Here is a 24033-nt window from a genome sequence, read left to right as displayed (position 1 = left end):
CCGGGTTATTTAAAATCCGCATAGGGGTTCAGCGGCTGCGGCGGCATTGCGAGGTCGCCCTGCCAGCCCGCCATCGAATAGCGCAGGTAAGCAAGGATATGGCTGGGCGTGTAGTCCTTGGCCTGCTGGATATCGATACCGGCGCCAAGAGTCCAGTGCGACGACAGGCGCCGTTCGATTAACGCCTGGACGGTATAGCCAAACCCGGAACTGTCGCCGCCCGACGATAGGATGTCGGCGGCGCCCACCCCCGCCAGGGGATAACGCCGCCGCTCTTCCGTCGAGGCGTGCGACCAGGATAACGAGGCGCCGAGCTGCCAGGCGACATTTTCCGCGCGCGCGCGATAATTTACCGGCACGGCCAGGGAAAAATAGCGCTGCGGGCTATAATACCCGCCCTGCCCCAGCGTATAGCCGCTCAAATCCCGGCGATAATGCCACAGCATCGAATTCAGCCCCACGGTGGCCCGCCGATCCTCTTCGTTAATCACCTTATAATAATACCCGCCCATCAGCCGTTCGCGGCTATTGTCGGCCACGTTTTTACCGGTCAGCTGATGCGCGCTCAGATCGCCCCACAGGCCGTTGGCGTTACCCTGATCATAACTCAGGCCCAGGCCGCCGCCGGTGGCGCGCACGCCGCCCCAGGTCATGCCGGTGCCGGGATCGCGAGCGCCGGCAAAGGACAGCAGCGAGCTGGAAACCGGCCGGCGCGAGGCGGTGGCGGTCCAGCCGAGACTGCGCCAATCGCCGCGATAAGCGACACCGCCCACCCAGTCGACCACCGGAAAACCCAGCGGCGTGGTGCCGATATCGGTTTTCCATTGGTCATTTTCCCAGCCGGCGCCCAGGCTAACGCCGGTCGCCGTTTGGCGGCGATTGCCGTGACAGGGCAAATCGGCGCACGTGCCGAAGGTGCCGCCGTAATCATTAGCCAGCGTTCCCGCGTCCATACGCACAATATCGGCGCGGCCAAAAGCCCGCCCCTGATCCCAGGGCATATCCGCCTGCAGCATGGTGGTATTAGCGCTCAGATCCGATTTGCCGGGGGTTCCGCCATCGCTCCAGAAATCATGGTCCAGGGTAAAGTTAACGTCCTGTTGACGATACAGCCCGCCGGCGTCGGCGCGGATACCGCGGCGCAGCCAGTCGTCGCCGGGGTTATGACGCGTCAGGCGGGTATACTCATCGTTATTCGCTGGGACGCCGGCGCTGAGGCCCGCGGCCTGCATGGCGGATTGATAGTCCGCGCGCGCTGCTTCCGGCTGGCCGCCCCGTTGCTCGACACGCGCTAAATCACGATAAATCAGCGTTTTATCCTGCCCGTTCGGCGCTGTTTGTACCCGTTTTTTCAGTTGCCGCAGCCCGGCCGCCGCCTGCGCCGCATCGCCGGCGTCCAGCCAGGCCATGGCGATGCGCCGCTGCTGATACAGGCTCAGTCCATCGGTCGTCGATCGCAGGTATTGCAACGCCCCGCGCGCTCCTGCCGGGTCGCCGTCGGCAAGCCTCCGCTCGATGACGTCAAGCCGGCGGTCTATGTCTTCCGCGCGTTTCTCCCGCTCCAGCCGCTGCGCCAGCTGGCGCATCCCTTCGCTCCACTGACCGGACGGCAGCCCGCGCAGATGGGTCAGCGCCGCATCGTCCCGCCCGCTGCCCGCCAGATACAGCGCATAAGCGTACACCTGTGCGGGATCGCCGGGATAGCGCCGCGCCAGCGCGGCCATCAGGGTGTCAGCCTCTGACACCCGGGCCGTATGGCGCAGCGCCTGGGCATAATGATACGCGGTCCAGATAGCGCCCGGCTCCAGGTCCAGCGCCTGCCGGTAACGCTGCGCCGCCTGCGCCCAGTGTCCCGCGCCGGCGTCGCGCCCGCCCTGGTCCGTGAGTAATGTCAATTGGATAGCGAGCTGCTTATCCCGCAGCTCTTGCCGCTGGCCCGGGGGAAGCTGCCCGAGATAATCCAGCGCCAGCTGCGGCGAGCGGCGCTGGTAAAGATTGACCAGCCCGCGCTGGGCGCTGCCGTTGTCGTGCTCAAGGGCCAGCGCGCGGCGATAAGCATATTCGGCCGCCGAGTCATTATCGCGCGCCACCGCCACATCGCCCAGGCCGACCCAAGCCCAGGCGTCCCGATCGTCAATACCGCGCGCCTGCCGGTAATAGCCATCCGCCTCAGCGAGATGCCCGGACTTAAGCGCGCGATCGCCCTGCTCCAACGCCCACCAGTAACGGTTGGTTTGAATCAGGCCCCGCCATTTTGCGCCATTAAAGCCATTTTGTTCAGCCTGCTGCGCCCGCGTAAAATAGTCCAGCGCCCGCAGGCGTTGGCCGGAGCGCGCATAGGCCAGCCCCATGGCGCCCAGCACTTGGGCATCGTCCGGCGTGGCGGCCAAAGCCTCGGTTAACGGCGCAATGGCGCCGGAGGAGGCGCCCTGTTCAATTTTTGCCAAACCCACCATCCTGGCCTGATAGCGCGGGTCGGCCAGCAGCGCCTGCCGCCGCCGCAGTTCCTGCTGCGCGGCGTCGGCAGACGCGCCGTCGTTGAATACCCTAAGGTAAAATTGCAGGGCCGACACGCTTTGCGCGTCCACCGGCGCTGCCTTTATCCGCGCCAGCCACATTTCGGCGGCGGGCTGCCGGCCCGCCGGGGTATTCGCCACCTGCCGCAGCCAGTCGATAGCCTGTTCGCTCCGGCCGGCGGCAAAGGCGTATTGGGCCAGTTGCAGGCGCAGGGCGACATTGCCCGGATACTGCCGGTCAAGGTCGGCCAATTGACGTTCGGCCTCGTCTTGGTGGCCGGGTACGCGGGCCACCAGTTGCCAATATTCCAGCGCCAGCTCCACCGGCGGCGGCTGGCCGCCGAACACCTGGTCGTACAAGGCGCGGGCCTCCGCCAGCCGGCCCGCCGTGGCCAGCAGGCGCGCCTGCTGCAGCCGCTGCTGTGTTTCCGGCCGCGCCAGCTCCAGGCTGAGCCGCGCCTGGCGAAATTCCGTTGAATCCGGCGCCAGCCGCTGGATTTTTTCCAGCCGCTCCCGCGCCTGGTCCTGGTTGCCTTCACGCAGATCCAGACGCAGCTGGGCCGCCAGCACTTGCGGACTATCGGGCGCGATTAACGCTAAACGGTCCAGTGACTGGCGCACCAGCGGGTCCTGATGATTAGCCTCGCCCAGTCTGACCTGCGCCAGCAGCCACTGCTCCGGCGCTATGGCCGGCGGCTGCCCGGCGCGTACGGGCGGCATAACGGCTAGCGACAAGGCCACGCCCAACACCATCATCAGCGCCTTGCCCACCGGCCCTTGTGCGGGGCGGCGTATGGCGGCCGGAAGGCTGCCCCCGGCGCCCCATGGCGCGATAAAACGAACGGTGGGCATGCGTTATTCCCCGTCGCCCGCGGATAAACGACGGCGGCTGAGGGCGCGTAAACCACACCAGAGCACCATGGCGGCCAGCACCACGGCGATCACCGCCATCAGCGCCAGTATTACCGGATGATGGGCCAGGGCATTCCAGACACGTTCCCACCAGGGCAAATGACCGACGTAATAGGTATCGCCCACCTTCAGGCTGTTGACGCCGGAATCGCGGATAAGCGCCACCGAACCGAAAACCCGCGCCTTTTGCAGATTATCCGCCATGGCATTGTTAAGCAGGGCGTTGCCGTCCGGTCCCTTCGCCAGCAGCGCCACGATGCTGCGCTGATTGAAGTAAGGCGACTGCAGGCCGACCACGGCGGCGATGGATCCCTGCGCGGCGATCTGGGTACTGGTATCGGCCAGGGCGTCCACGTCCGGCGTGGTATTGTCCGGCAGCGCCGCCTGGCGCACCGGCTGGTTGATCCAATCGCGGGTGGCGGCCAGCAGCAACTGGGCTTTTTTGCCGTCGCGCATGCCGTCGTTTCGCAAGACCGCGGGCAGATCACCTATCAGCAAAATATCGGCATCGACGGCGCTCACCTGCGACCCGTCCTCGCTCAGGCGCATGCCCAGGGCCGGATAACCGGTTAGCGCGCCGATATTACCCAGCGTGTTCAGCAGGGTGGTCAACTGTAGCGGCTGCGGTTTCGGCGGCACCAGCACCAGCGTCTGCGACAGATCGGCCAGGCGGCTGAAGGGATAACCCGCGTTGGCGAAAGCGCGCAGATCCGGCATCGCCATAAAATGCCGGTAGCCGGAAAAATCGATAGTCGAACTGTCGTCGATCACCACATGATTGGGCACCGTGGTGTAGGTTTCACAACGCCCCTCCGCGCCGCCGGCCAATAGCGAGGTATAGTCGAAAGCAAAACGGATCTGGTTAACCGCGCCAAGCTTCAGCGCCGGAATCATCAAGTCCCGGTGATCGGCCAGCAGGCCCCGCAACAGCGACAGGTGCAGCAGCTGCGGACCGTCGTCATGGCCGGGCAGCAGGATAAAGTCCTGCACAAACTGATTATTCAGGCTGACGCTCAGCCGCGAGGTATTTTTCAGCTGGGGCGAGGTGTAGCGGTAGCGCAAACGCATATCGATACCCTGGCTGTTGATCAAAAACAGATCGGGCGGCAGGTTCATATTCAGGCTAATGGGCGTGGGCACGATCCCGTCCGCCTGCAGCTGTTCGGGGTACTGCTTAAGCTCGCCAAAATTCATCGGCCGGTCGGTGCGGACCCAGTTGGGCGCGTCATAGGGCTGGCGCGGCTGAAGCTGCTCCACGCTTTCCACCGCCACCGCCTGCCCGCGAAACAGCATGTTGCCCTGCGCAATGCCTTTCACCGCCGTAAGCAGATCCGCATCATCGCGCCCGGTTATCAGCAGCAGTTTAATAAAAGGATTATCGCGCGGGCTGACCATCGCCACCGCCGGGCCGGTGGCCGGCGGCATATCACGCAGGAAATCCGGCCGGCCGGCGTTGGTGGCGAACACCACCGCATGGCGATCGGGCTCGCGATTGTACAACACCGGGAACGTCTGGCCGCGCCATTGCGCCCTGACGCCGAACCAGGAGGCCAACATCGCCGCGGCCTGCTGCTGGCCCGCATCCGGCGCGGCGGCAAAGACCATCGGCAGCGTCAGCGGCCCGGTATCGCGCGCATCGAAAAACGGCATGGGGAAACGCGATAAATCATTCTTCAGCGGCAGTGTTTGATAGCGCAGCGCCAGCGAGCTGCCTTTGCCGATCTCCAGCCACAGGGTGGTATTGGCCGGATTCTCGCAGATATTCTGGTAGTGGCCGACAAACTCCAGCCGGATACGATTAAAATCGGTGATATAGCGCGGATCGATGGGTACCTGTACCTGGTTTTCCTTGCCCAACTGCTGCTGACCGATAGCCTGCACCGCCATCAGCTGATCGTTAAGATAAACCTTCAGATGCGACTGCACCGGGATAAGCGACGGCGACGGCGTATAGTGTAAATTCAGCATCGCCTGGGTAACCACCTCATCGCCGCGCACGCCGAATTCAACCTGGCCGTTAGGCTGGATGCCGCGCAGGGTCATGGTGCCGGGCGGCGGCGCGATGACGGCAAAGGGCAGCGTGATGTCGCGCACCGGGGCGCCTGGCATCGGCGCATCCGGCCCGCGGAAAGCCGCATCGGGCGCAGGCGCCTGCTCATCCCGCGTCCCGGTTGCGGCCCCGTTTAACGTCAACGCCGGGGGCGCCGCCTCTGCCGGGCCGCCGGCGCCGGATACCGGCGCCGCGCTGGCGAATAGCGCGACGGTGAGCAAAGTCCATATCAGGTTTTTCATCGGTTAGTCATCATTGAGGGGTTTCATCGCTGCGGACGGGCCGCGGGGGATTGCGTGGCAGGAAAGAAGCGATCCAGCCACCGGCGTTAAAAATAAGGACGATTAGCGGACGCAGCGCCGGCGGCGCGATATCCAGCATGCGCAGATAGCCGCGCGCGCCGAGGGCCAGCACTTCGCCCAGGCTTTCCAGCGGCTTGTCCTCCGGAAAGCTATCGCCGCGCACCACCCAGCTGTCGGCGCGGGCAAAGGTACACTGGATAAAATCCACATGCTGCTGAAGCGTCAGGGGTGCCAGCTGGATGCCGGCCTGGCGGCCGCCCGCGCGGCTAACGCGGCAGGGAAAGGCATACTCCTGCCGTCCGCGGCTGAGCAGCAGGGTGATATCCTGACCGGGCTGCAATACATCGCAGGTGTGCATCTCAAGCCCCGCGCCGCTGTCCGAAAAATTGTGCATGACGCAGCCGTGCACATGGCCGTCCCGGGTGGCGATCGCCGCCGGCAGCACGGTATCCACCCGGTGCGCCGCGCGAATCTGTTTAGCCTCGAAGGCCACGGCAATGGCGCCGCCAAGAATAATCAGGTTGTACAGCACCCAGGCAAGGCTTATCACCACGGTCAGCAGTTCGTCGCCGCGGCTATAGGTCAGGCGCCAGGCGCCGGCCGCCAGCCCGGCGACGTTCAGCAGCATCAGCACCAGATAGGGACGGGTGATTGTCCAGTCGATATAGGATTGATCGTTCAGGCGGCCCTTGGCGGTGACGTTAAACGTGCCGGCGTAGGGATTGAGCAGCGCCATGGTGGTCGGCCGCGCGATATACCAGGCCAGCACCGTTTCGTAGATCTCGCTCCAGAACGAGTGGCGGTACTTGCCCTGCACCCGGGAGGTCGTCAGGCTGGCATGGACCATATGGGGCAAAACATACAGGGCGATGGCGACGGCCGGCGCGTAGATGATATAGGCATGCAGCAGCAGAAACGCCAGCGGCGCGGTCAGGAATATCAGCCGTGGGATGCCCGCTAGGAAATGCAGCATGGCGTTGGCGTAACATAAACGCTGCGCCAGTTTCAGCCCTTTGCCGAGCAGCGGGTTATCGATGCGGAAAATCTGCACCATGCCCCGCGCCCAGCGAATGCGCTGGCTGATATGCGCCGACAGGCTTTCGGTTGCCAGGCCGGCGGCCTGCGGAATACGGATGTAGGCTGAACTGTAGCCATGCCGGTGCATCCGCAGCGACGTATGGGCGTCCTCGGTGACGGTTTCCACCGCAATACCGCCGATCTCATCCAGCGCAGAGCGGCGCAATACCGCGCAGGAGCCGCAGAAGAAACTGGCGTCCCACAGGTCGTTGCCGTCCTGTACCAGGCCGTAAAACAGCTTTCCCTCGTGCGGCGTGCGGCGTACACGACCCAGGTTGCGCTCAAAAGGGTCCGGCGAAAAAAAGTGATGGGGCGTTTGCAGCATGCCCAGGCGCGCGTCCTTGAAAAACCAGCCGACGGTCAGTTGCAGGAACGAGCGCGTCGGCACATGATCGCAGTCAAAAATAGCCACCAGCTCGCCTTTGGCCTGTTGGAGCGCGTAGTTGATATTGCCCGCCTTGGCGTGTTCATGACGAGGCCGGGCGATATATTCCACGCCGATTTCCCGGGCAAACTCGGCGAATTCCGCACGGTTACCGTCATCAAGCAGATACAGGGTGATTTTCTCTTTCGGCCAGTCGATGCCGAGAGCCGAATACAGCGTGGGTTTCACCACGCTGAGGGCTTCGTTATAGGTGGGGATCAGCACATCAATGGTCGGCCAGCTGGCGATATCCGCCGGCATGGGCGTCGGCTGGCGATTAAGCGGCCACAGGGTCTGGAAATAGCCCAGCACCAGCACCGTCCAGGAATACGTCTCCGCGCCAAGCAACAGCAACCCCCATACCAGGCTCACCGGATCGCTCCAGTTCAGCGTGGCGGTATAGCGCCACCACAGATACCGGCATGACACGGTTAACGACAAAACAATCAGCATCAGGGCCGGGAAGCGCCCCGCCATATCGCGCACGATCATCGCGATGCCCCACAACAGCATCACAAACACAAACTGCGCCAGATAGCCGAAGGGCTGGGAAATGCAAAAACCGGCCAGCACCGCCGCGACAAGCCCGGCCAGGATCATTAACGCGCGGCTTAACAGGCGGCGCAGACGCGCGCTTGCAACCGGCGCGGCGGCAATCCGCGCGGCAGGCGCCCGGCGCCCGGCCACAGTACGCAGCCGGCGGCGCAAACGCGCCCGCCAGCGCCGGGAAATATCGCCATAAAGCGCCCGCTGGCGCACGCCCCCGGCGGGCATAATCAGCAATAGCCACAGCGTTTGCAGCACATAGCGGACCAGATCGAGCGGGCGGGGACGCGCGGCGGAAACATGGGGATACCAGCGCCCGCGCTGGCGACGGATGCGTTGCCAGGCCGGCGTTTCGAACCGCAGCAACAGCCAGCCGGCAATCACGCAAACCATCATCAGCGCCGCGGCCGGCCGGGAAGCGCCCGCCCGGCGGTAGCCACGGTAGCGGTCACGCAGCGCCGAATGCACCGGCGGCGGCAAGAACACCGACAGGACGCCGGGCCGCCGGGAATTCATTGTTCACCGTTGCGCAAATGGATCAGGCACCAATTGGCCAGAGTAGTCAGCTCCTGGCTGATTTTGCTGTGCGGCATAAATGCGCCCACCGGTTGCAGCGCCGCCAGGGACTCCGCCATCGCCTCGTCGCGATGCAATACCACCGGCAGCAAGTTCGGCAGGCTTTGCTGCCAGAGCAGCAGCAGGTCCTGCTGCAAGGCGCTGGCGGGAACAAATTGGTTAACCACATAATGAGCATGCCGGGGCAAGGATTGCTGATGCAGGCGCACATGGCACTGGGCGTCGGCCTGCAGGAGGGTAAACACGCCGTCGGCCAGGGATACCGCCTGGGTCGCCAGGGCAGACTCGCCGGCGGGGACGTCCAGCACGATCCAATGATAGGCCGACAGGGATTTCAATTGGGCAATGTTCTCCCGCCAGTCGGTCAATGAGTCCAACGCCTGCGTCCCGTCGGCCAGCCGGCCGAAGGGCAGAAAATCGAGCAGTTGGCTATAGCGCATGGCGCCATGCTGCCAGCCGGCGCCGGCCTGCACGGCGCTGGCCCAACCGCGCGGGGCGGAAAAAGGCATGGCGAAATGCAGGCGCAACAGGTTATCCGGTGAAAAATCAATTGCCAATACGTTCTCGCCCAATTGGGCCAGCGCCCAGCTCAGGCCGGCGGCCACCGATGTCGTGCCCGTCGCGCCCCGGATACCCCGCAGGGCTATGACCGGCATGATATGACTCCGCAAGAACGGTAAACCATGGCCACGGCAGGCTTCATGAAGCTTCCGCCTGGGATGCGTCATACGCCACGCCGGCCAATTCGGCCAATAGCGGCCAGCGCGACATCATCAGCGGAATTTTTTCCGCCCGGGTTATATCGACATAATTTAATTCCGGCAGGGAAAAGAGGTGACTTAACACAGCAAAATCATCACTCTCATCATGCGCTGCCGCGCCAGGGTCTATGCTATCCAGTTTTATTTTCCTTTATACGGTGCCATTACCTGGGTTTGGCATTAATCCAGCAAAAATTAAATCAGCGTAAAATAGGGTTCTGATGTAGCTAATTAACTGGTCATTTCATTCCAGAATGGTAATATTTATTATACTCCAGTATTCGATGCCGGCCCAAGCACACTTTAAAGACTTTCAATCCCGTTGCTTTTACACCTACTGCAAGCAGATAAAAATGGCACTGTCTTTTCCTTTTGGCATAAAAAATTGTTGGGATGATACGTCTTTAATGCAACCCCGGGGGCTGTACTGGGTCAATACCGATACCGAGCCGGCCGCCTATGAGCTGTGCGGGCAAGTGGTGGACGCACAGCGGCCAGATGTAATAATTTCAGTTATATATCAGAAAGATAACCCCACGTCCCTCCCCTGCACCTCGACATTGCCGCCTGAACATGCCCTGATCGTCCGTTTATTATCAGCCGAGGATAAAACCCATTATTATCATCAGGCGGCAGGGAAAAAAGCGTTAACCGGCTTGCCGGTTGATATCAGTCGCCTGCCGCAGATCAAAAATCAACTGTTGATATTTATGTTGACCGCCGCGGCAGGGAATGATCTGGCGCCAAATGATTTTAACCAGTGGCTGCTTGAAATTGCCAGCCAATGCGCGCGCCAGAATTGCGCTATGCTCATTCTCTGTTATGGCAAGGGAATTCATGCCCTCATTCCGCGTTTATATGTCCAAAACCGCGTATTATATGGATTGGCTACGCTAAATTCAGCCCATTACCCACCGCAATATGTAATGTCCTGGTGGCACAATCAATTCGGCGTGGAAGCAAATACCGCGTACGCTTTACAGCCGCGCAGTCCCGGCTGGGAAATAGCGGCCTCTCCGGCATCCGCGCAACATATTAATAACCACAGTGACGATCAATGGATGTATCTTGCGGAAAACAGTATTTTGGAAGGCGCGCCGCCCTTATCGGATAAGTGGTTTATTTTTGCCGACAACCAGCGCCTGGTGGACCGTGGCCTGCGCGCACGCGCCGCCACGCTGATTTTTGCCCTCAGCGCCAACGACCAGATTGAAACGCTGGCCCGGCAAATTCATCTCCTGCGTATCCGGCGCGGCAACGCGCTCAAAATTGTCGTCAGGGAAATGTACCCCGCCCTGCGCTATATCGATCAACGCTTATTACAGGCCTGCGGCGCTAATTTAATCGTGCCGCACGCGGCGAGGCTATCCAGCTTCCTGACGCTGCTGGACGACATCCAGCAAGGCACGTTTAATCGCTATGTACCGGAAAATATTGAATTATTGCTGCAAGGGCGGCTGCCCGACCGCCACAAAGGTTTTTTGCCGCTGCCGGTATTTTGCGAGGTGATGCAATCCATCCTGGGACAGCCTACCCTTGCGGTAGAAACCCGCGGCGTACTGCTTGCCCTGCGCCCGGTCGGCGGCATCAGCCCGCAGCAGGCCATGTCGTTGTGCCATCTGCGCCGCGACGGCGACGTGCTTACCCTCACCGACAGCCATCTGTATTTGTTTTTATCCAACTGCCAGACCAGCGATGTGGATAGCGTGCTTAATTTCTTATTCAGCCTGCCTGCCGCCGACATGTTCCAAAACCGCACCCTGTGGTATCAGGATAATGCTATCCAGGCGGAGGTTCGCCGCCTGTCGGGGCTGGCCGTGCCGCCTGAGCCGCCGCCCGCCGCCGCCGAGCCGTCCCGGGACGCGCCGCCGGGTAAAAGACGCCGGCTACCCGTACCCCTCATCGTGCAACTGGACGGCAAGCCATTACCGCCTTCGTTTTCACCCCCGCGCAATAATAAAGGCTACGGACAATGAACATCGTCGATATCCTGCAAATGTTCTGCTTGGCGGCGGTGATATTTATCCCGCTCGGGTTTATGGCGCATAAATATTTGCCGCTGTGGCGTAATCGCTTTAATGCATGGTTTTTATCCCCCCGCTATCTGCGTCCGATCAGGGCAAGCCATGTCAAAACCCACCTGGCGATGAAAATAAACCACCGGTCAACGGCGGATAAGCCGGCACATGATGAATAACCCGCGCGTTAACACCTCCGTTTTTCAGATCGGGCAGACCTGGCGCGGACTGGGTGGCTGGAATTATTATTTTTTACTGAAATTTATCCTGCTCTGGCTGGGCTATTTGCATGTCGACGCGCTGGCCAACCTGTTTTTCGCCTCCTGTCTGCTGTTTCCCCTGCCCACGGCGCGTCTGCACCGCTGGCGCCAATGGCTGGCGCTGCCGTTTGGCCTGGCCTTGTTTTACCATGATACCTGGCTGCCGGGCTGGCGTTCCATTCTCCATCAGGGCGCGGATGTCAGCGGCTTTAGCATCGACTATTTGCTGGAATTGACCGATCGGTTTATCAACTGGCGATGGATTGGCGTCGCCTTCGTGCTATTGGTAGGGTATCTGTTTGTGGCGCAATGGCTGCGCATTACCACCTTCACGGTGGCGGGCCTGCTGTGGCTCAACCTGAGCCTGCTGTTGCCCCCGGGGCTGACCCAGGCGCCGCCCGCGGCCGCCACGCCTGCGCCCGTCGCCCAGCGCGCGCAGGAAACGGCGCCGGCGCAAAACCTGCCCAATACGGTCAGCGGTCCACCGACCAACGCCAATCTCGATGCCTACCTGCAGCAATTTTATCAGCGCGAGCAGGCCAGGCAAACGCCGTTCCCGCAGACGCTGCCCCCCGATGCCCAGCCGTTTGATTTACTGGTGATCAATATCTGTTCCCTGGCCTGGTCGGATCTGGATGCCGCCCAGCTGTCCGCGTCCCCGCTGTGGTCGCGATTTGACCTGCTGTTCACCGACTTCAACTCCGCCACCGCCTACAGCGGCCCGGCGTCAATTCGTCTGCTGCGCGCCAGCTGTGGTCAAACATCCCATCATGATTTGTACCAACCCGCCGCCCGGCAATGCTATCTGTTCGACAACCTGGCGAAACTGGGCTTTGGCGAACAGCTGGCGATGGATCATAGCGGCGTCTTCGGTAATTACATCGGCAACCTGCGCCAGGACGCTGATATGCAGGCGCCTATCATGTCGCAGGCGGGCCTGGGTCATGAACTGGCCTCCTTCGACGGCGAGCCTATTTTTGACGATGGGCAACTGATGGCCCGCTGGCTGGCAAACCAGTCCCGGGCGGCCACCGGGCGCAGCGCGACATTTTTTAACCTGATCGCGTTGCACGACGGCAATCGTTTTGTCGGCGCAGCCAAAGGCGCCGATTACCGTACACGCGCGCAAACCCTGCTTTCCCAGCTCAACGCCTTTATGGACCAGTTGGATAAATCCGGCCGCCGGGTGATGCTGATCGTGGTGCCGGAACACGGCGCCGGGCTTGTTGGCGATAAAATGCAGATCTCCGGCCTGCGCGATATTCCCAGCCCCGCCATTACCCATATTCCGGTCGGCGTAAAATTCTTCGGCACGCGCGCGCCGCATCCGGCCCAGGCGCTGAACATCACCGCCCCCAGCAGCTATCTGGCCATTTCCGAACTGGTGGCCCGTTCGGTGGACGGCAAGGTCTTCACCACGTCCCTCCTGGATTGGCCGGCGTTAGGCGCCAATCTGCCCACCACCCCCAAGGTGGCGGAAAATGAAAACGCGGTGGTGATGGAATACCAGGGCAAAGTGTATATCCGCCTCAATGGCGGCGGCTGGGTGCCCTACCCGCAATAATGGATAATCCCCGGGCGATGGCCTCCGCCGCCCGGCGCGGGTAGACGGCGCCCCACATCGCCACCATGCCGGCTCAACGCACTGGCCGGCAGCCACCCGGGCTGACCGGCGGCGGGTTCATTTTTGCCAGGATGTCCGGATGGGCGACTAAATAGTTTTCCACGATATGTTCAATCTCCGCCTGTTGTTGCGGCGAAAAATCGCCGCTCGCCGGCCTCTGCGCCGGCGCGGGCACCGGCGACACCGCCCATAGCAGACCGGATGCCAGCAGGCAGGCTAAAAACAACAGTATATTAACGACGATATATTTCATTTTCTTGTCGACCTCTTACCGCTGCCGGACATATTCTCAATACGTTATAGACGCGCCGTCGAATATCGTTAACCAGGCAAATATCTATTGAGCTGGTTATTCGTCTTGCCTTACGCGTTCCTGATAAAGCCAATATAACCAAGCAACTATAAAACCTTTATAAAAATAAAGGGCCGGGCTATAAATTTTTTATATACATTTCTGGAATTAAACCATCTACAAAACCTGCCGCGGCATTTGCGCTATTTTTATAAAATTTTTACACCCGGCAGGAGTAATTTTACATTAACTTTTCAGACAAAAATTTACACTCGCAGCACCTGAGAATTTCCTCTGGAGGTGCACTGTGGGTATGGCTTTGATAACCGGTATCGTGCTGGTGTTTTTACTGTTGGGCTATTTGGTTTATGCCCTGATTAACGCGGAGGAATTCTGATGGCTTCCAGCGCGTTTTTGTTGATTTTCAGCTACATGGCCGTGCTGCTGATCCTGGCGCGCCCTTTGGGGCTAGGGCTAAGCAGATTCATTAACGATCGGCCCGCGCCCGGTTTCGCCGGCATCGAGCGCCGGTTATGGCGATTGTGCGGCGTGTATAAACAGGACATGAACTGGCGCGGCTACCTGTTGGCCATTTTATTGTTCAATGTGCTCGGCATTATCCTATTGCTGGCGATGTTAATGCTCCAGGATCGCTTGCCGTTAAACCCGCAGCATTTGCCGGCCCTCTCCTGGCATCTGGCGCTGAATACCGCCATCAGCTTCGTCACTAATACCAACTGGCAGTCCTACGCCGGCGAAAGCACCATGAGCTATTTTAGCCAGATGGTGGGTTTAACCGTGCAGAACTTCCTGTCGGCGGCCACCGGCATCGCCGTGGCGTTTGCGCTGATCAGGGGGTTTGCCAACCGGTCGGTGGCCACGCTCGGCAACGCCTGGCGTGATATGGCGCGCATCACGCTTTATATCCTGCTGCCGCTGGCGCTGCTGATCGCCCTGATCAGCATCAGCCAGGGCACCCTGCAAAATTTCAGTGATTATCTCAGCCTGACGACGCTTGAGGGCGCCAAGCAAACGTTGCCGATGGGGCCGGTAGCGTCGCAGGAAGCGATAAAAATGCTCGGCACCAACGGCGGCGGCTTCTTTAACGTTAACTCCGCCCATCCGTTTGAAAACCCGAATTACATCACTAATTTTATCCAGATGATTGCCATCTTCCTCATTCCGGCGGCGCTGTGCTTTGCCTTCGGCAATGTCGTGCGCGACCATCGCCAGGGCCATGCCTTGCTCTGGGCCATGTCGCTGATGTTTATCGCCGCGGTAGCGGTGGTGATGTGGGCGGAGCTGAACGGCAACCCGCACTTCCTGCAATTCGGGGCGGACAGCGCCATCAACATGGAAGGCAAGGAAAGCCGTTTCGGCATCCTTAATTCCAGCCTGTTCGCGGTGATCACCACATCGGCCTCCTGCGGGGCGGTTAACGCCATGCACGATTCCTTTACCGCGCTCGGCGGCATGATGCCGATGTGGCTGATGCAAATCGGCGAGGTGATATTCGGCGGCGTCGGCTCGGGCCTGTACGGCATGCTGCTGTTTGTGCTGCTGGCGGTGTTTATCGCCGGGTTGATGATCGGCCGTACTCCGGAATACCTGGGTAAAAAGATCGAAGTGTGGGAAATGAAAATGACCGCCATCGCCATCCTTATTACCCCCGCCCTGTCGCTGCTGGGCACCGCGCTGGCCATGATGACCGAAGCCGGGCGCGCCGGCATGTTCAATCCCGGCGCGCACGGCTTTAGCGAGGTGCTCTACGCCGTGTCCTCCGCCGCGAATAACAACGGCAGCGCCTTCGCCGGCCTGAGCGCCAACACCCCGTTCTGGAACCTGCTGCTGGCGGTCGCCATGCTGCTGGGCCGTTTCGCGGTGATTGTGCCGGTGATGGCGATTGCCGGCTCGCTGGCGATCAAGAAGGTGCAGCCGGTCGGCAGCGGCACGTTGCCCACCCACGGCCCGCTGTTTATTTCCCTGGTCATCGGCTCGGTGCTGTTGGTCGGCGCGCTTAACTTTATCCCCGCGCTGGCGCTTGGCCCGGTGGCGGAACATTTGCAACTGCTTGGTCATTAATCGCGGGAGTTTGAAGCCATGAGTCGTAATCAAAAAGCGCTGTTTGACGGAGCGCTGATGCGCGTCGCTCTTGCGGATGCGTTTAAAAAGCTGGATCCGCGCGTGCAGTTTCGCAATCCGGTGATGTTTGTCGTGTACCTGGGCAGTATCCTGACGCTGCTGCTGGCGGCAGGCATGGCGGCGGGACTGACCGCAGGGAATGTCGGTTTTACCGCCCATGTTTCGCTCTGGCTGTGGTTTACCGTGTTGTTCGCCAATTTTGCCGAGGCGCTGGCGGAAGGGCGCAGCAAGGCCCAGGCGGAAAGCCTGAAAGGCGTGAAAAAAACCAGCTGGGCGAAAAAGCTCGCCGAGCCGCGTTATGGCGCCGCCACCAGCAAAGTGGCCGCCGACGCGTTGCGCAAGGGTGATGTGGTGTTGGCCGAGGCCGGGGATATTATCCCCTGCGACGGCGAAGTGATTGAAGGGGGCGCGTCCGTGGATGAAAGCGCCATTACCGGTGAATCCGCGCCGGTAATCCGCGAGTCCGGCGGCGACTTCGCCTCGGTGACCGGCGGGACGCGCATTCTGTCCGACTGGCTGGTGATAACATGCAGCGCCAATCCCGGCGAAACTTTCCTGGATCGCATGATTGCCATGGTAGAGGGGGCCAAGCGGCGTAAAACCCCCAATGAAATCGCCCTGACCATCCTGCTGGTGGCGCTGACCATTGTGTTCCTGCTGGCGACGGCGACGCTGTATCCGTTCTCGGCCTGGGGCGGCGCGCCGGTGAGCATCACGGTGCTGGTGGCCCTGCTGGTCTGCCTGATCCCCACCACCATCGGCGGCCTGCTGTCGGCCATCGGCGTGGCCGGGATGAGTCGGATGCTGGCGGCCAACGTTATCGCCACCAGTGGGCGCGCGGTGGAGGCGGCCGGCGATATCGATGTCCTGCTGCTGGATAAAACCGGCACCATTACGCTTGGCAACCGTCAGGCCACCCGCTTTATGCCCGCCCCCGGCGTCAGCGAAGAAGCGCTGGCGGACGCGGCCCAGCTGGCGTCGCTTGCCGATGAAACGCCGGAAGGCCGCAGTATCGTGGTGCTCGCCAAGCAGAAATTTAATCTGCGCGAACGCAATTTACAGAGCCTTGACGCCACCTTTATCCCGTTCTCGGCCCAGACGCGCATGAGCGGCGTCAATATCCAGCAGCGCATGATCCGTAAAGGGGCGGTGGATTCCATTCGCCGCCATATCGAAAGCAACGGCGGCCGTTTTCCCGCCGGGGTCAGCAGCCTGGTGGAAGAGGTGGCGCGCAGCGGCGGCACGCCGCTGGTGGTGGCGGAAGATGCGCGCGTTCTGGGTGTTGTGGCCCTGAAGGACATTGTTAAGGGCGGCATAAAAGAACGTTTTGCCGAACTGCGCAAGATGGGCATCAAGACCGTGATGGTGACCGGCGATAATCCGCTGACCGCCGCCGCCATCGCGGCCGAGGCCGGGGTGGATGATTTCCTCTCCGAAGCGACGCCCGAGGCCAAGCTGGCCTTGATTCGCCAATACCAGGCCGAAGGACGGCTGGTGGCCATGACCGGCGACGGCACCAACGATGCGCCGGCGCTGGCGCAGGCGGATGTGGCGGTGGCGATGAATTCCGGTACCCAGGCGGCAAAAGAGGCGGGCAATATGGTCGACCTGGACTCCAACCCCACCAAGCTGCTGGAAGTGGTGCATATCGGCAAGCAAATGCTGATGACGCGCGGGTCGCTGACCACGTTCAGTATCGCCAACGACGTCGCCAAATATTTTGCCATCATCCCGGCCGCCTTTGCGGTGACCTATCCGCAATTAAATATGCTGAACGTAATGCATCTGCACTCGCCCGGCTCCGCCATTTTGTCGGCGGTGATATTTAACGCCCTGGTGATCGTCTTCCTGATCCCGCTGGCGCTGAATGGGGTAAGTTACCGTCCCATGGGCGCCGCCGCCCTGCTGCGCCGCAACCTGTGGATCTACGGCATGGGCGGGCTGCTGATACCCTTTGCCGGCATCAAGCTGATTGATTTGATTTTGACCGTTTTAGGTCTGGGCTAAGAGGAACCATCATGAGCCAATTACGACCCGCCTTGATTTTACTGGTGCTGCTGACACTTATCACCGGCGTTGTTTATCCTTTATTGACCACCCAGTTGGCGCAGTGGTGGTTTCCCGCGCAGGCCAATGGCTCATTGCTGGAGGCCGGCGGCGAAACGCGGGGTTCCGCGCTTATCGGGCAGAATTTTACCCGGCCCGAGTATTTCCAGGGCCGTCCGTCGGCCACCGGCGATACGCCCAATAACCCCCTGGCCTCGTCGGGCAGCAATCTGGCCGCGAGCAATCCGGCGCTGGACGAAGCGGTAAAACAACGCGTGGCGGCGCTGCGCGCGGCCAACCCGCAGGCCGGCGGCCCCATCCCGGTGGATCTGGTGACGGCATCGGGCAGCGGCCTGGATCCGCATATTTCGCCGCAGGCAGCCCTTTGGCAGGTGCCTCGGGTCGCGGCAGCGCGTAGACTGGCCCAGGAACAGGTGCGCCAATTGGTTGAACAACAGACGTCGCGGCCGTTGCTCGCTTTTCTCGGCGAACCGACGGTAAACGTACTGGAACTTAACGTAGCGCTGGATAAACTTCCCCAGTCTTAAGGACCGCCATGAGCGACGATGAACCCCAGCGTCCCGACCCGGACGCGTTATTGCTGCAGGCGGCCAATAAGCAACGCGGCAAACTGAAAATCTATTTCGGCGCCTGCGCCGGCGTGGGAAAAACCTGGTCGATGCTTACGGAAGCCCGTCGCCTGCGGGCGCAGGGGCTCGATGTGCTGGTGGGGGTGGTGGAAACGCACGGCCGCGCTGAAACCGAGGCCTTGCTGGACGGGCTGACCGTGCTGCCCCGGCGCCCCACCGGCCGGCACCGGCATCAGGAGTTTGATCTGGACGCCGCGCTGGCCCGGCGTCCGGCGGTGATCCTGATGGACGAGCTGGCGCATACCAACGCGCGCGGCTCGCGCCATCCCAAGCGCTGGCAGGATGTCGACGAGCTGCTGGATGCCGGCATCGACGTGCTGACCACCATCAATGTCCAGCATCTGGAAAGCCTGAACGACGTGGTGAGCGGCGTCACCGGCATCCGGGTACGGGAAACCGTGCCGGACCCGTTTTTCGATTCGGCGGATGAAGTGGTGCTGGTGGATCTGCCCCCCGACGATCTGCGCCAGCGATTAAAAGAGGGCAAGGTGTATATCGGCGATCGCGCCGAACGGGCCATAGAAAATTTTTTCCGCAAAGGCAACCTATTCGCCCTGCGCGAACTGGCCTTGCGCCGCACCGCCGATCGGGTGGACGACCAGATGCGGGTCTGGCGCGACGCCAGCGGCGGCGAGGACAAGGTGTGGCATACGCGCGACGCCATCTTGCTGTGCATCGGCAATAACACCGGCAGCGAAAAGCTGGTGCGCACGGCGGCCAGGCTGGCGGCCAAGCTCGGCAGCGTCTGGCATGCCGTCTACGTGGAAACCCCCTCGCTGCACCGCCTGGCCGAGTCGCGCCGGCGCGGCATCCTGCGCACCCTGCAGCTGGCCCAGGAATTGGGCGCGGAAACGGCCACCCTATCCGATCCCAGCGAGGTCAACGCGGTGCTGCGCTACGCCCGCGAGCACAACCTGGGAAAAATCATCACCGGCCGCCGCCCGGCCAAACCCTGGCGCAGGGACAGCTTTGCCGACCGGCTGGGCCGCCTTGGGCCCGACCTGGACCTGATCATCGTGGCGCTGGATGAACCGCCGGCCGATCCTCCCGGCAGGCTGGCGGACAGCCGATCTTTTACCGATAAATGGCGGGTGCAGCTGCGCGGCTGCCTGGCGGCGGCGGCGCTCTGCGCCCTGATTACCGTCGGCGGCCACTGGCTGCTGCCCGGCGTGGATCCCACCAATATGGTGATGATCTATCTGCTCGGCGTGGTGATCGTGGCCCTGCGCTACGGCCGCTGGCCGTCGGTAGTGGCGACCGTGCTGAACATCGTTATTTTCGACATGGTGTTTATCGCGCCTACCGGCACCATGGCGGTATCGGATGTGCAATACCTGTTCACCTTCGGCGTGATGCTGACCGTCGGCATCATTATCGGCAACCTGACGTCGGGGGTACGTTACCAGGCGCGCGTGGCGCGTTATCGGGAACAGCGCGTGCGCCATCTTTATGAAATTTCCAAGGCGCTGAGCGGCGCGCGCGGCATGGACGAGATTGCCCAAACCTGCCAGCGCGTCATCGACAGTACGCTACAGGCACGCAGCGAGCTGCTGCTGGCGCAGGAAAATGGCGAGCTGAAGGCCATTGGCGCCGCCGGCAACCTGACGACCCTGCCAGACGCCGCCATTTCCCGCTGGAGTTTTGATAAAGGGCAGCCGGCCGGCGCCGGCACCGATACCCTGCCAGGCGTGCCCTATCAGATACTGCCGCTGAAAACCACCGGCAAATCACTCGGGCTGCTGGTGATTGAACCCGCCAACCTGCGCCATCTGCTGATCCCCGAACAGCAGCGTATGCTGGAAACTTTTACGGTACTTATCGCCGGCGCGCTGGAACGCATGGCGCTGACCCGCAGCGAAGAACACGCGCGCCTGGCCGCCGAGCGCGAGGAGCTGCGCAATGCCCTGTTGTCGGCCCTATCCCACGATCTGCGCACCCCGCTGACGGTGCTGTTCGGCCAGTCGGAAATTTTGACCCTTGACCTGGCGGCGGAAGGATCGAAATACGCGCCGCAGGCTAGCCAGATCCGGCAACAAACCCTGAGCACCATCCGGCTGGTCAACAATATGCTGGATATGGCGCGCATCCAGTCTGGCGGACTTAACCTGCGCGCCGAATGGGTGGCGCTGGAGGAGGTGATCGGCAGCACGCTGAAAATCATGAAACCGCTGCTGGCCCAGCGTCAGGTCAGGCTGGAGTTGCCCGACCATCTGGTATTGATCAAAGCCGACGGCGCGCTCTTGGAGCGGGTGTTCACCAACCTGTTGGAGAATGCGTTAAAGTATGCCGGCGACAACGCGCAACTGGGCATCCGGGCCTATGAACAACGTCATCGGCTGGAAATCGAGGTGTGGGACAACGGGCCGGGCATCCCGGTGGGGCAGGAACAAAAGATTTTTGAAAAATTCGCCCGCGGCAATAAGGAATCGGCCGTGCCCGGCGTTGGACTGGGGCTGGCCATCTGCAAGGCGATTATAGAAATGCATGAAGGGCAGATTCGCGCCGGCAACCGGTCGGAAGGCGGCGCCTGTTTTTACATCTCCCTGCCGGTAGCCCAGGCCCCTTCGCTACCCGAAGATGCGGAAGAGACACAGTAAAACACCTTTTCATAGGACGGAGTCGTTTATGCGTAAAATTATTATCGATACCGATATTGGCGTGGATGACGCTTTTGCGCTTGCCTACGCCGCCCGCCATATGGAAATCCTGGGTGTCTGCGCAGTATTTGGCAATGTTACCCGGGATCAGGCGGTTAAAAATGCCCGGCTATTCTGCGCCAAAATGGCGATCCGCGCCGACATTTATCGCGGCTGTTCGCGTCCGCTGGCTCTTGACCCCACGCCTGTTAGCGGCAAGATACACGGCAAAGACGGATTGGGTGACGCGTTTGACAATCCCTATGACGCCTCGGCGCAAGATGGCATCCGCTTTATTATCGACAGCGTAAAGGCCAATCCCGGCGAAATTACCCTGGTGGCCATCGGGCCGCTGACCAATATCGCCACCGTCATCAACCTGGCGCCGGAGATTGTTCCCCTGGTGAGGGAAGTGGTTATCATGGGCGGCGCCTTCGGCACCCACGGCCATGCCGGCAACGTGACGCCCCACTGCGAATTTAATATCTGGAAAGATCCCCACGCTGCGGATCAGGTTCTCTCCTCCGCCCTGCCGGTGGTGATGCTGCCGCTGGACGTTACCCATGAAGTATTAATTACCGGAGAGGAAATTCGCGCAACCGGGCAGCCGGTATTGACCGCCATTTCCCGCGGCTACCTGGACTACAGCTTGCAAAGCGAGGGGTTCGAGGGCATGGCGCTGCATGATACCCTGACCCTATCCTATTTGATCAATCCCGACTGGTTCAGGGTGTCGACCTCGCCGATAAGGGTAGTGACCGAAGGCCTGTCGCGCGGCCAGACCTTGCGCCGTACCACCGCGCTCGCCACGCGCTTTGATCCTTTTGCCGGCTGCGGATTGCAAAAAATCTGCCTGGGCGTGGAGGCCGCGCCGCTAAAAGCGCATTTCCTGCAATCCTTGACCTTAATATAGCGGCTATTGTCGTGGCTTATCCATTGAGCGTTGGAATCTCAATACGATCGCGCCATTCACCCGGGATCCCCTGGTTATGCATCAGATATTCCCAGGCGTCTTCAATCTCGTTCGGAATATCCACATGGCAGATATAATCTTTCCCTTTCGGGCCATAGCCTTGTTTATCATCCCGCAGACGGGGAATTTCGCCCAGTAACAAGGATATAAACCGGTTTACCGGCCAGAGGCCATCGCTATCATGGGTAAAGCCGGTCCCGTTTATGTCACTCACCAGTTGCGGGACACAGGTCGGCCAGTTAATAAAATGCGGACTTTGGGCAGAATCAACCCAGCAGCGGCGAAAGGTGGCGTCGGTCCGGCGCTGCAGCAAGGGATCCTGAATAAGAATAATATCTTGCGGCGTACATCCCCGTTCTTCCAGCAGGGCGCGCGTAAAGCCGGCATTTTCGCCGGAATTGCGCGACGCGGTTTCCATAACGACCTGTTTTCCAGGTAATTCCCAGAATCGGCAGGCAATCTCATGCAATATGGCGGCTTCAGGCCGGGCGGCGGTTTCAATGGCCTGATAACGGGGATGTTGGGCCACCGCCGCGATGAGAAACGAGGTGGAATGGCCGATGCCGCCGGAGATAACCAGGGGAATATGGCGGGCCCGCGCCAGTGCGCACGCGCCGTCAATGGTGGCTAATACTGCATTTCCCGCCAGGATGATGGCATCGGCGCTTAAATGGTCCTGCCGGGCGGAAAAATCGTCAACCGCCAGCCAGGACGCTATCAAGTTGAGCTTGGAGACAATATCGGCTGGAAGCGGCGGCAGCCCGGACGCGTGACACATGTCGGTATGCATATTTTATGTTTCTCCTTTGGATTCCACTATAGCAGGGAAAATATGACAGCCAATAAAATACGGCAGATCATGGCGACCTGCCGCTGTTATTTTGCTGTATTGCCCGCCGCCCTGCGGTTGGAAACGCGTAGGGGGCTCACCGCGCCCTAAGGCACTCGGCTTTTGGCGAAAGCGACCAAAGTCTTAAGCGTCGCTCAGTGAACGGCGCTTAAGCGAAAGCCTCACGAGCGGCTTGGGAACATCAGATAATTACCGGCTTGCGTACCCTGCTTTTCCAGGTACTTACCGTACATCACCTGCGGCAATTCCCAACGGGCAAGCGCGGCGGCGATGTCATCCGGAGAGGCGGCAAGCTCGTCGGCGAGCGCCAGGGCATTGGCCGCAGCTTTGGCCGTGCTCGCCGCGGTATGTGGCCGCGGGATCGAGGCTGCATCGCCCAATATCGCCACACGACCTGAAACCATTTCATCCGCGGCAAGATCGCGGATCGCCTGGGCGAAGGGATGCTCCGTGGCCGCCACAATCGCGCTGAAAGGCGGCGGCAGCAGTGAACGGGCATCGTCACGCAAATGGGCACGCCATCGATCCGCCAGCATCCCCTCGGGAATGGAATAATGGCGTTCAAGGCCGGCACGATCGGTCATTATTTGTGCAAGCTGCCCGCCATCGGCCACCCGGTACCAGACCCAGTTATAAAGTCGATGGCCGGGCCTGACATCATTGTCTTCGCCAGGCATCAGGTAGCCGAGAATATGCGACCCGCTGTTGTTGGCGAACCCGAAATCGCCGTGCAGAGCCTCGCGCGCGGCAGCGGGCATGGCATCCTCCGGTACCAGTCCGCGCCAGGCGAGGTAGCCGGCATAGCGCGGCTGTACCTGCGGCCAAAAGAGCGAACGCACGGTCGAGCCGCCGCCATCCGCCCCGATCAGCAGGTCGCCGCTTTCACGGCTTCCGTCTTCAAATAACGCCGTAACGGTAGCGGTTGAAAAATCCTGTTCGATCCGCGCCAGGCGCTTGCCTCGATGATAGTGCGACTCACCGAACGCCGTTTTGAGGGTCGTGTAGATAAGTGACCATGAAGTCTGGGTCTGGGGTGCTAAATGCCGGGATTGGATCGCGCCATCCGGCAGGAAGACCGTACGATAGGCTGAACGGACGCCGAGCCTGTCATTGTCCAGGGTAATGCCACCGCGCCGGAATACCTCTTTCACCTCAGGCTGGAGAACGATGCCGCCGCCACGGCTGTCGAGATCGTGAGGCGAACGTTCGAAAATATCCACGTTCCAGCCGATGGCGCGTAGCATGGTGCCGGCAAAAAGCCCCCCGAGCGAACCGCCTATAATCAGCGCCCTGCGTTTTATCTGGTGCGTAGTGATGGTGTGCATAGCGTGCCTCCTGGTTGATGGCAATCACTATGCACCCATTAATTTATGACAAC

General features: G+C 61.0%; 17 protein-coding genes. 9 read left to right on the top strand and 8 right to left on the bottom strand.

Annotated elements, in window-relative coordinates:
- Positions 1-5 precede the first annotated feature (5 nt).
- From ACL2XM_RS23460 to bcsR, 5 genes are all read right to left on the bottom strand, one after another.
- Positions 6-3272: a cellulose synthase subunit BcsC-related outer membrane protein gene (locus ACL2XM_RS23460; RefSeq protein WP_413733256.1), complete on the bottom strand. Its 3267-nt coding sequence runs from the start codon at positions 3270-3272 to the stop codon at positions 6-8.
- 99 nt (positions 3273-3371) lie between these two features.
- Entirely contained in the window at positions 3372-5720 is a 2349-nt protein-coding gene (bcsB, locus tag ACL2XM_RS23455; protein ID WP_410013154.1) for a cellulose biosynthesis cyclic di-GMP-binding regulatory protein BcsB, read from the bottom strand.
- A gap of 10 nt (positions 5721-5730) precedes the next feature.
- The gene (gene bcsA / locus ACL2XM_RS23450; RefSeq protein ID WP_410013153.1) at positions 5731-8343 is read right to left on the bottom strand and encodes a UDP-forming cellulose synthase catalytic subunit; all 2613 of its coding nucleotides are present in this window, start codon (positions 8341-8343) and stop codon (positions 5731-5733) included.
- Positions 8340-9059, bottom strand: a complete 720-nt coding sequence (bcsQ, locus tag ACL2XM_RS23445; protein ID WP_410013152.1) for a cellulose biosynthesis protein BcsQ — start codon at positions 9057-9059, stop codon at positions 8340-8342. The genes bcsA and bcsQ overlap by 4 nt, the downstream gene beginning before the upstream one ends.
- 43 nt (positions 9060-9102) lie before the next feature.
- A complete protein-coding gene (gene bcsR / locus ACL2XM_RS23440; RefSeq protein ID WP_410016703.1) occupies positions 9103-9309 on the bottom strand; it encodes a cellulose biosynthesis protein BcsR in 207 nt (68 codons plus the stop codon).
- A 109-nt stretch (positions 9310-9418) separates the two neighbouring features.
- Here bcsR and bcsE point away from each other — a divergent pair, with 109 nt between their 5' ends.
- The 3 genes from bcsE to bcsG are packed head-to-tail and all read left to right on the top strand — an operon-like array spanning position 9419 to position 13006.
- Entirely contained in the window at positions 9419-11140 is a 1722-nt protein-coding gene (gene bcsE, locus ACL2XM_RS23435) for a cellulose biosynthesis protein BcsE (protein ID WP_413727562.1), read from the top strand.
- Entirely contained in the window at positions 11137-11361 is a 225-nt protein-coding gene (bcsF, locus tag ACL2XM_RS23430; RefSeq protein ID WP_413727561.1) for a cellulose biosynthesis protein BcsF, read from the top strand. The genes bcsE and bcsF overlap by 4 nt, the downstream gene beginning before the upstream one ends.
- The gene (gene bcsG, locus ACL2XM_RS23425) at positions 11354-13006 is read left to right on the top strand and encodes a cellulose biosynthesis protein BcsG (protein ID WP_413733255.1); all 1653 of its coding nucleotides are present in this window, start codon (positions 11354-11356) and stop codon (positions 13004-13006) included. Before bcsF ends, bcsG begins: the two co-directional genes overlap by 8 nt.
- 73 nt (positions 13007-13079) lie before the next feature.
- Here bcsG and ACL2XM_RS23420 read toward each other — a convergent pair whose 3' ends face one another.
- Positions 13080-13319: a hypothetical protein gene (locus tag ACL2XM_RS23420; RefSeq protein ID WP_410013149.1), complete on the bottom strand. Its 240-nt coding sequence runs from the start codon at positions 13317-13319 to the stop codon at positions 13080-13082.
- 352 nt (positions 13320-13671) lie between these two features.
- Here ACL2XM_RS23420 and kdpF point away from each other — a divergent pair, with 352 nt between their 5' ends.
- Genes kdpF through ACL2XM_RS23390 form a run of 6 tightly spaced genes read left to right on the top strand, consistent with a single transcriptional unit; the run spans position 13672 to position 21745 of the window.
- Positions 13672-13755 carry a K(+)-transporting ATPase subunit F gene (gene kdpF / locus ACL2XM_RS23415; RefSeq protein ID WP_410016701.1) on the top strand — a complete coding sequence of 28 codons (84 nt, stop codon included), beginning with the start codon at positions 13672-13674 and terminating at the stop codon, positions 13753-13755.
- Entirely contained in the window at positions 13755-15440 is a 1686-nt protein-coding gene (gene kdpA / locus ACL2XM_RS23410) for a potassium-transporting ATPase subunit KdpA (RefSeq protein ID WP_413727560.1), read from the top strand. Before kdpF ends, kdpA begins: the two co-directional genes overlap by 1 nt.
- Before the next feature lie 18 nt (positions 15441-15458).
- A complete protein-coding gene (kdpB, locus tag ACL2XM_RS23405) occupies positions 15459-17507 on the top strand; it encodes a potassium-transporting ATPase subunit KdpB (RefSeq protein ID WP_410013147.1) in 2049 nt (682 codons plus the stop codon).
- 11 nt (positions 17508-17518) lie between these two features.
- On the top strand, positions 17519-18094 hold the full coding sequence (kdpC, locus tag ACL2XM_RS23400; protein WP_413721615.1) for a potassium-transporting ATPase subunit KdpC: 576 nt from the start codon (positions 17519-17521) through the stop codon (positions 18092-18094).
- 8 nt (positions 18095-18102) lie between these two features.
- A complete protein-coding gene (gene kdpD, locus ACL2XM_RS23395) occupies positions 18103-20793 on the top strand; it encodes a two-component system sensor histidine kinase KdpD (RefSeq protein WP_413731697.1) in 2691 nt (896 codons plus the stop codon).
- 28 nt (positions 20794-20821) lie between these two features.
- Positions 20822-21745 carry a nucleoside hydrolase gene (locus tag ACL2XM_RS23390; RefSeq protein WP_413731695.1) on the top strand — a complete coding sequence of 308 codons (924 nt, stop codon included), beginning with the start codon at positions 20822-20824 and terminating at the stop codon, positions 21743-21745.
- A gap of 16 nt (positions 21746-21761) precedes the next feature.
- On the opposite strand, the gene ACL2XM_RS23385 is transcribed toward ACL2XM_RS23390, so the two are convergent.
- Together ACL2XM_RS23385 and ACL2XM_RS23380 are read right to left on the bottom strand one after the other, a co-directional pair.
- Positions 21762-22595, bottom strand: coding sequence for a YdcF family protein (locus ACL2XM_RS23385; RefSeq protein WP_413729289.1), 834 nt, complete (start codon positions 22593-22595; stop codon positions 21762-21764).
- Positions 22596-22816: 221 nt separating this feature from the next.
- Positions 22817-23980 carry an FAD binding domain-containing protein gene (locus ACL2XM_RS23380; RefSeq protein ID WP_413729288.1) on the bottom strand — a complete coding sequence of 388 codons (1164 nt, stop codon included), beginning with the start codon at positions 23978-23980 and terminating at the stop codon, positions 22817-22819.
- Between the last annotated feature and the right edge of the window lie 53 nt (positions 23981-24033).

The sequence above is a fragment of the Sodalis sp. RH20 genome (assembly GCF_047324205.1).
GTDB lineage: Bacteria > Pseudomonadota > Gammaproteobacteria > Enterobacterales > Enterobacteriaceae > Acerihabitans.
This window is presented reverse-complemented; position numbering and strand designations above follow the sequence as displayed.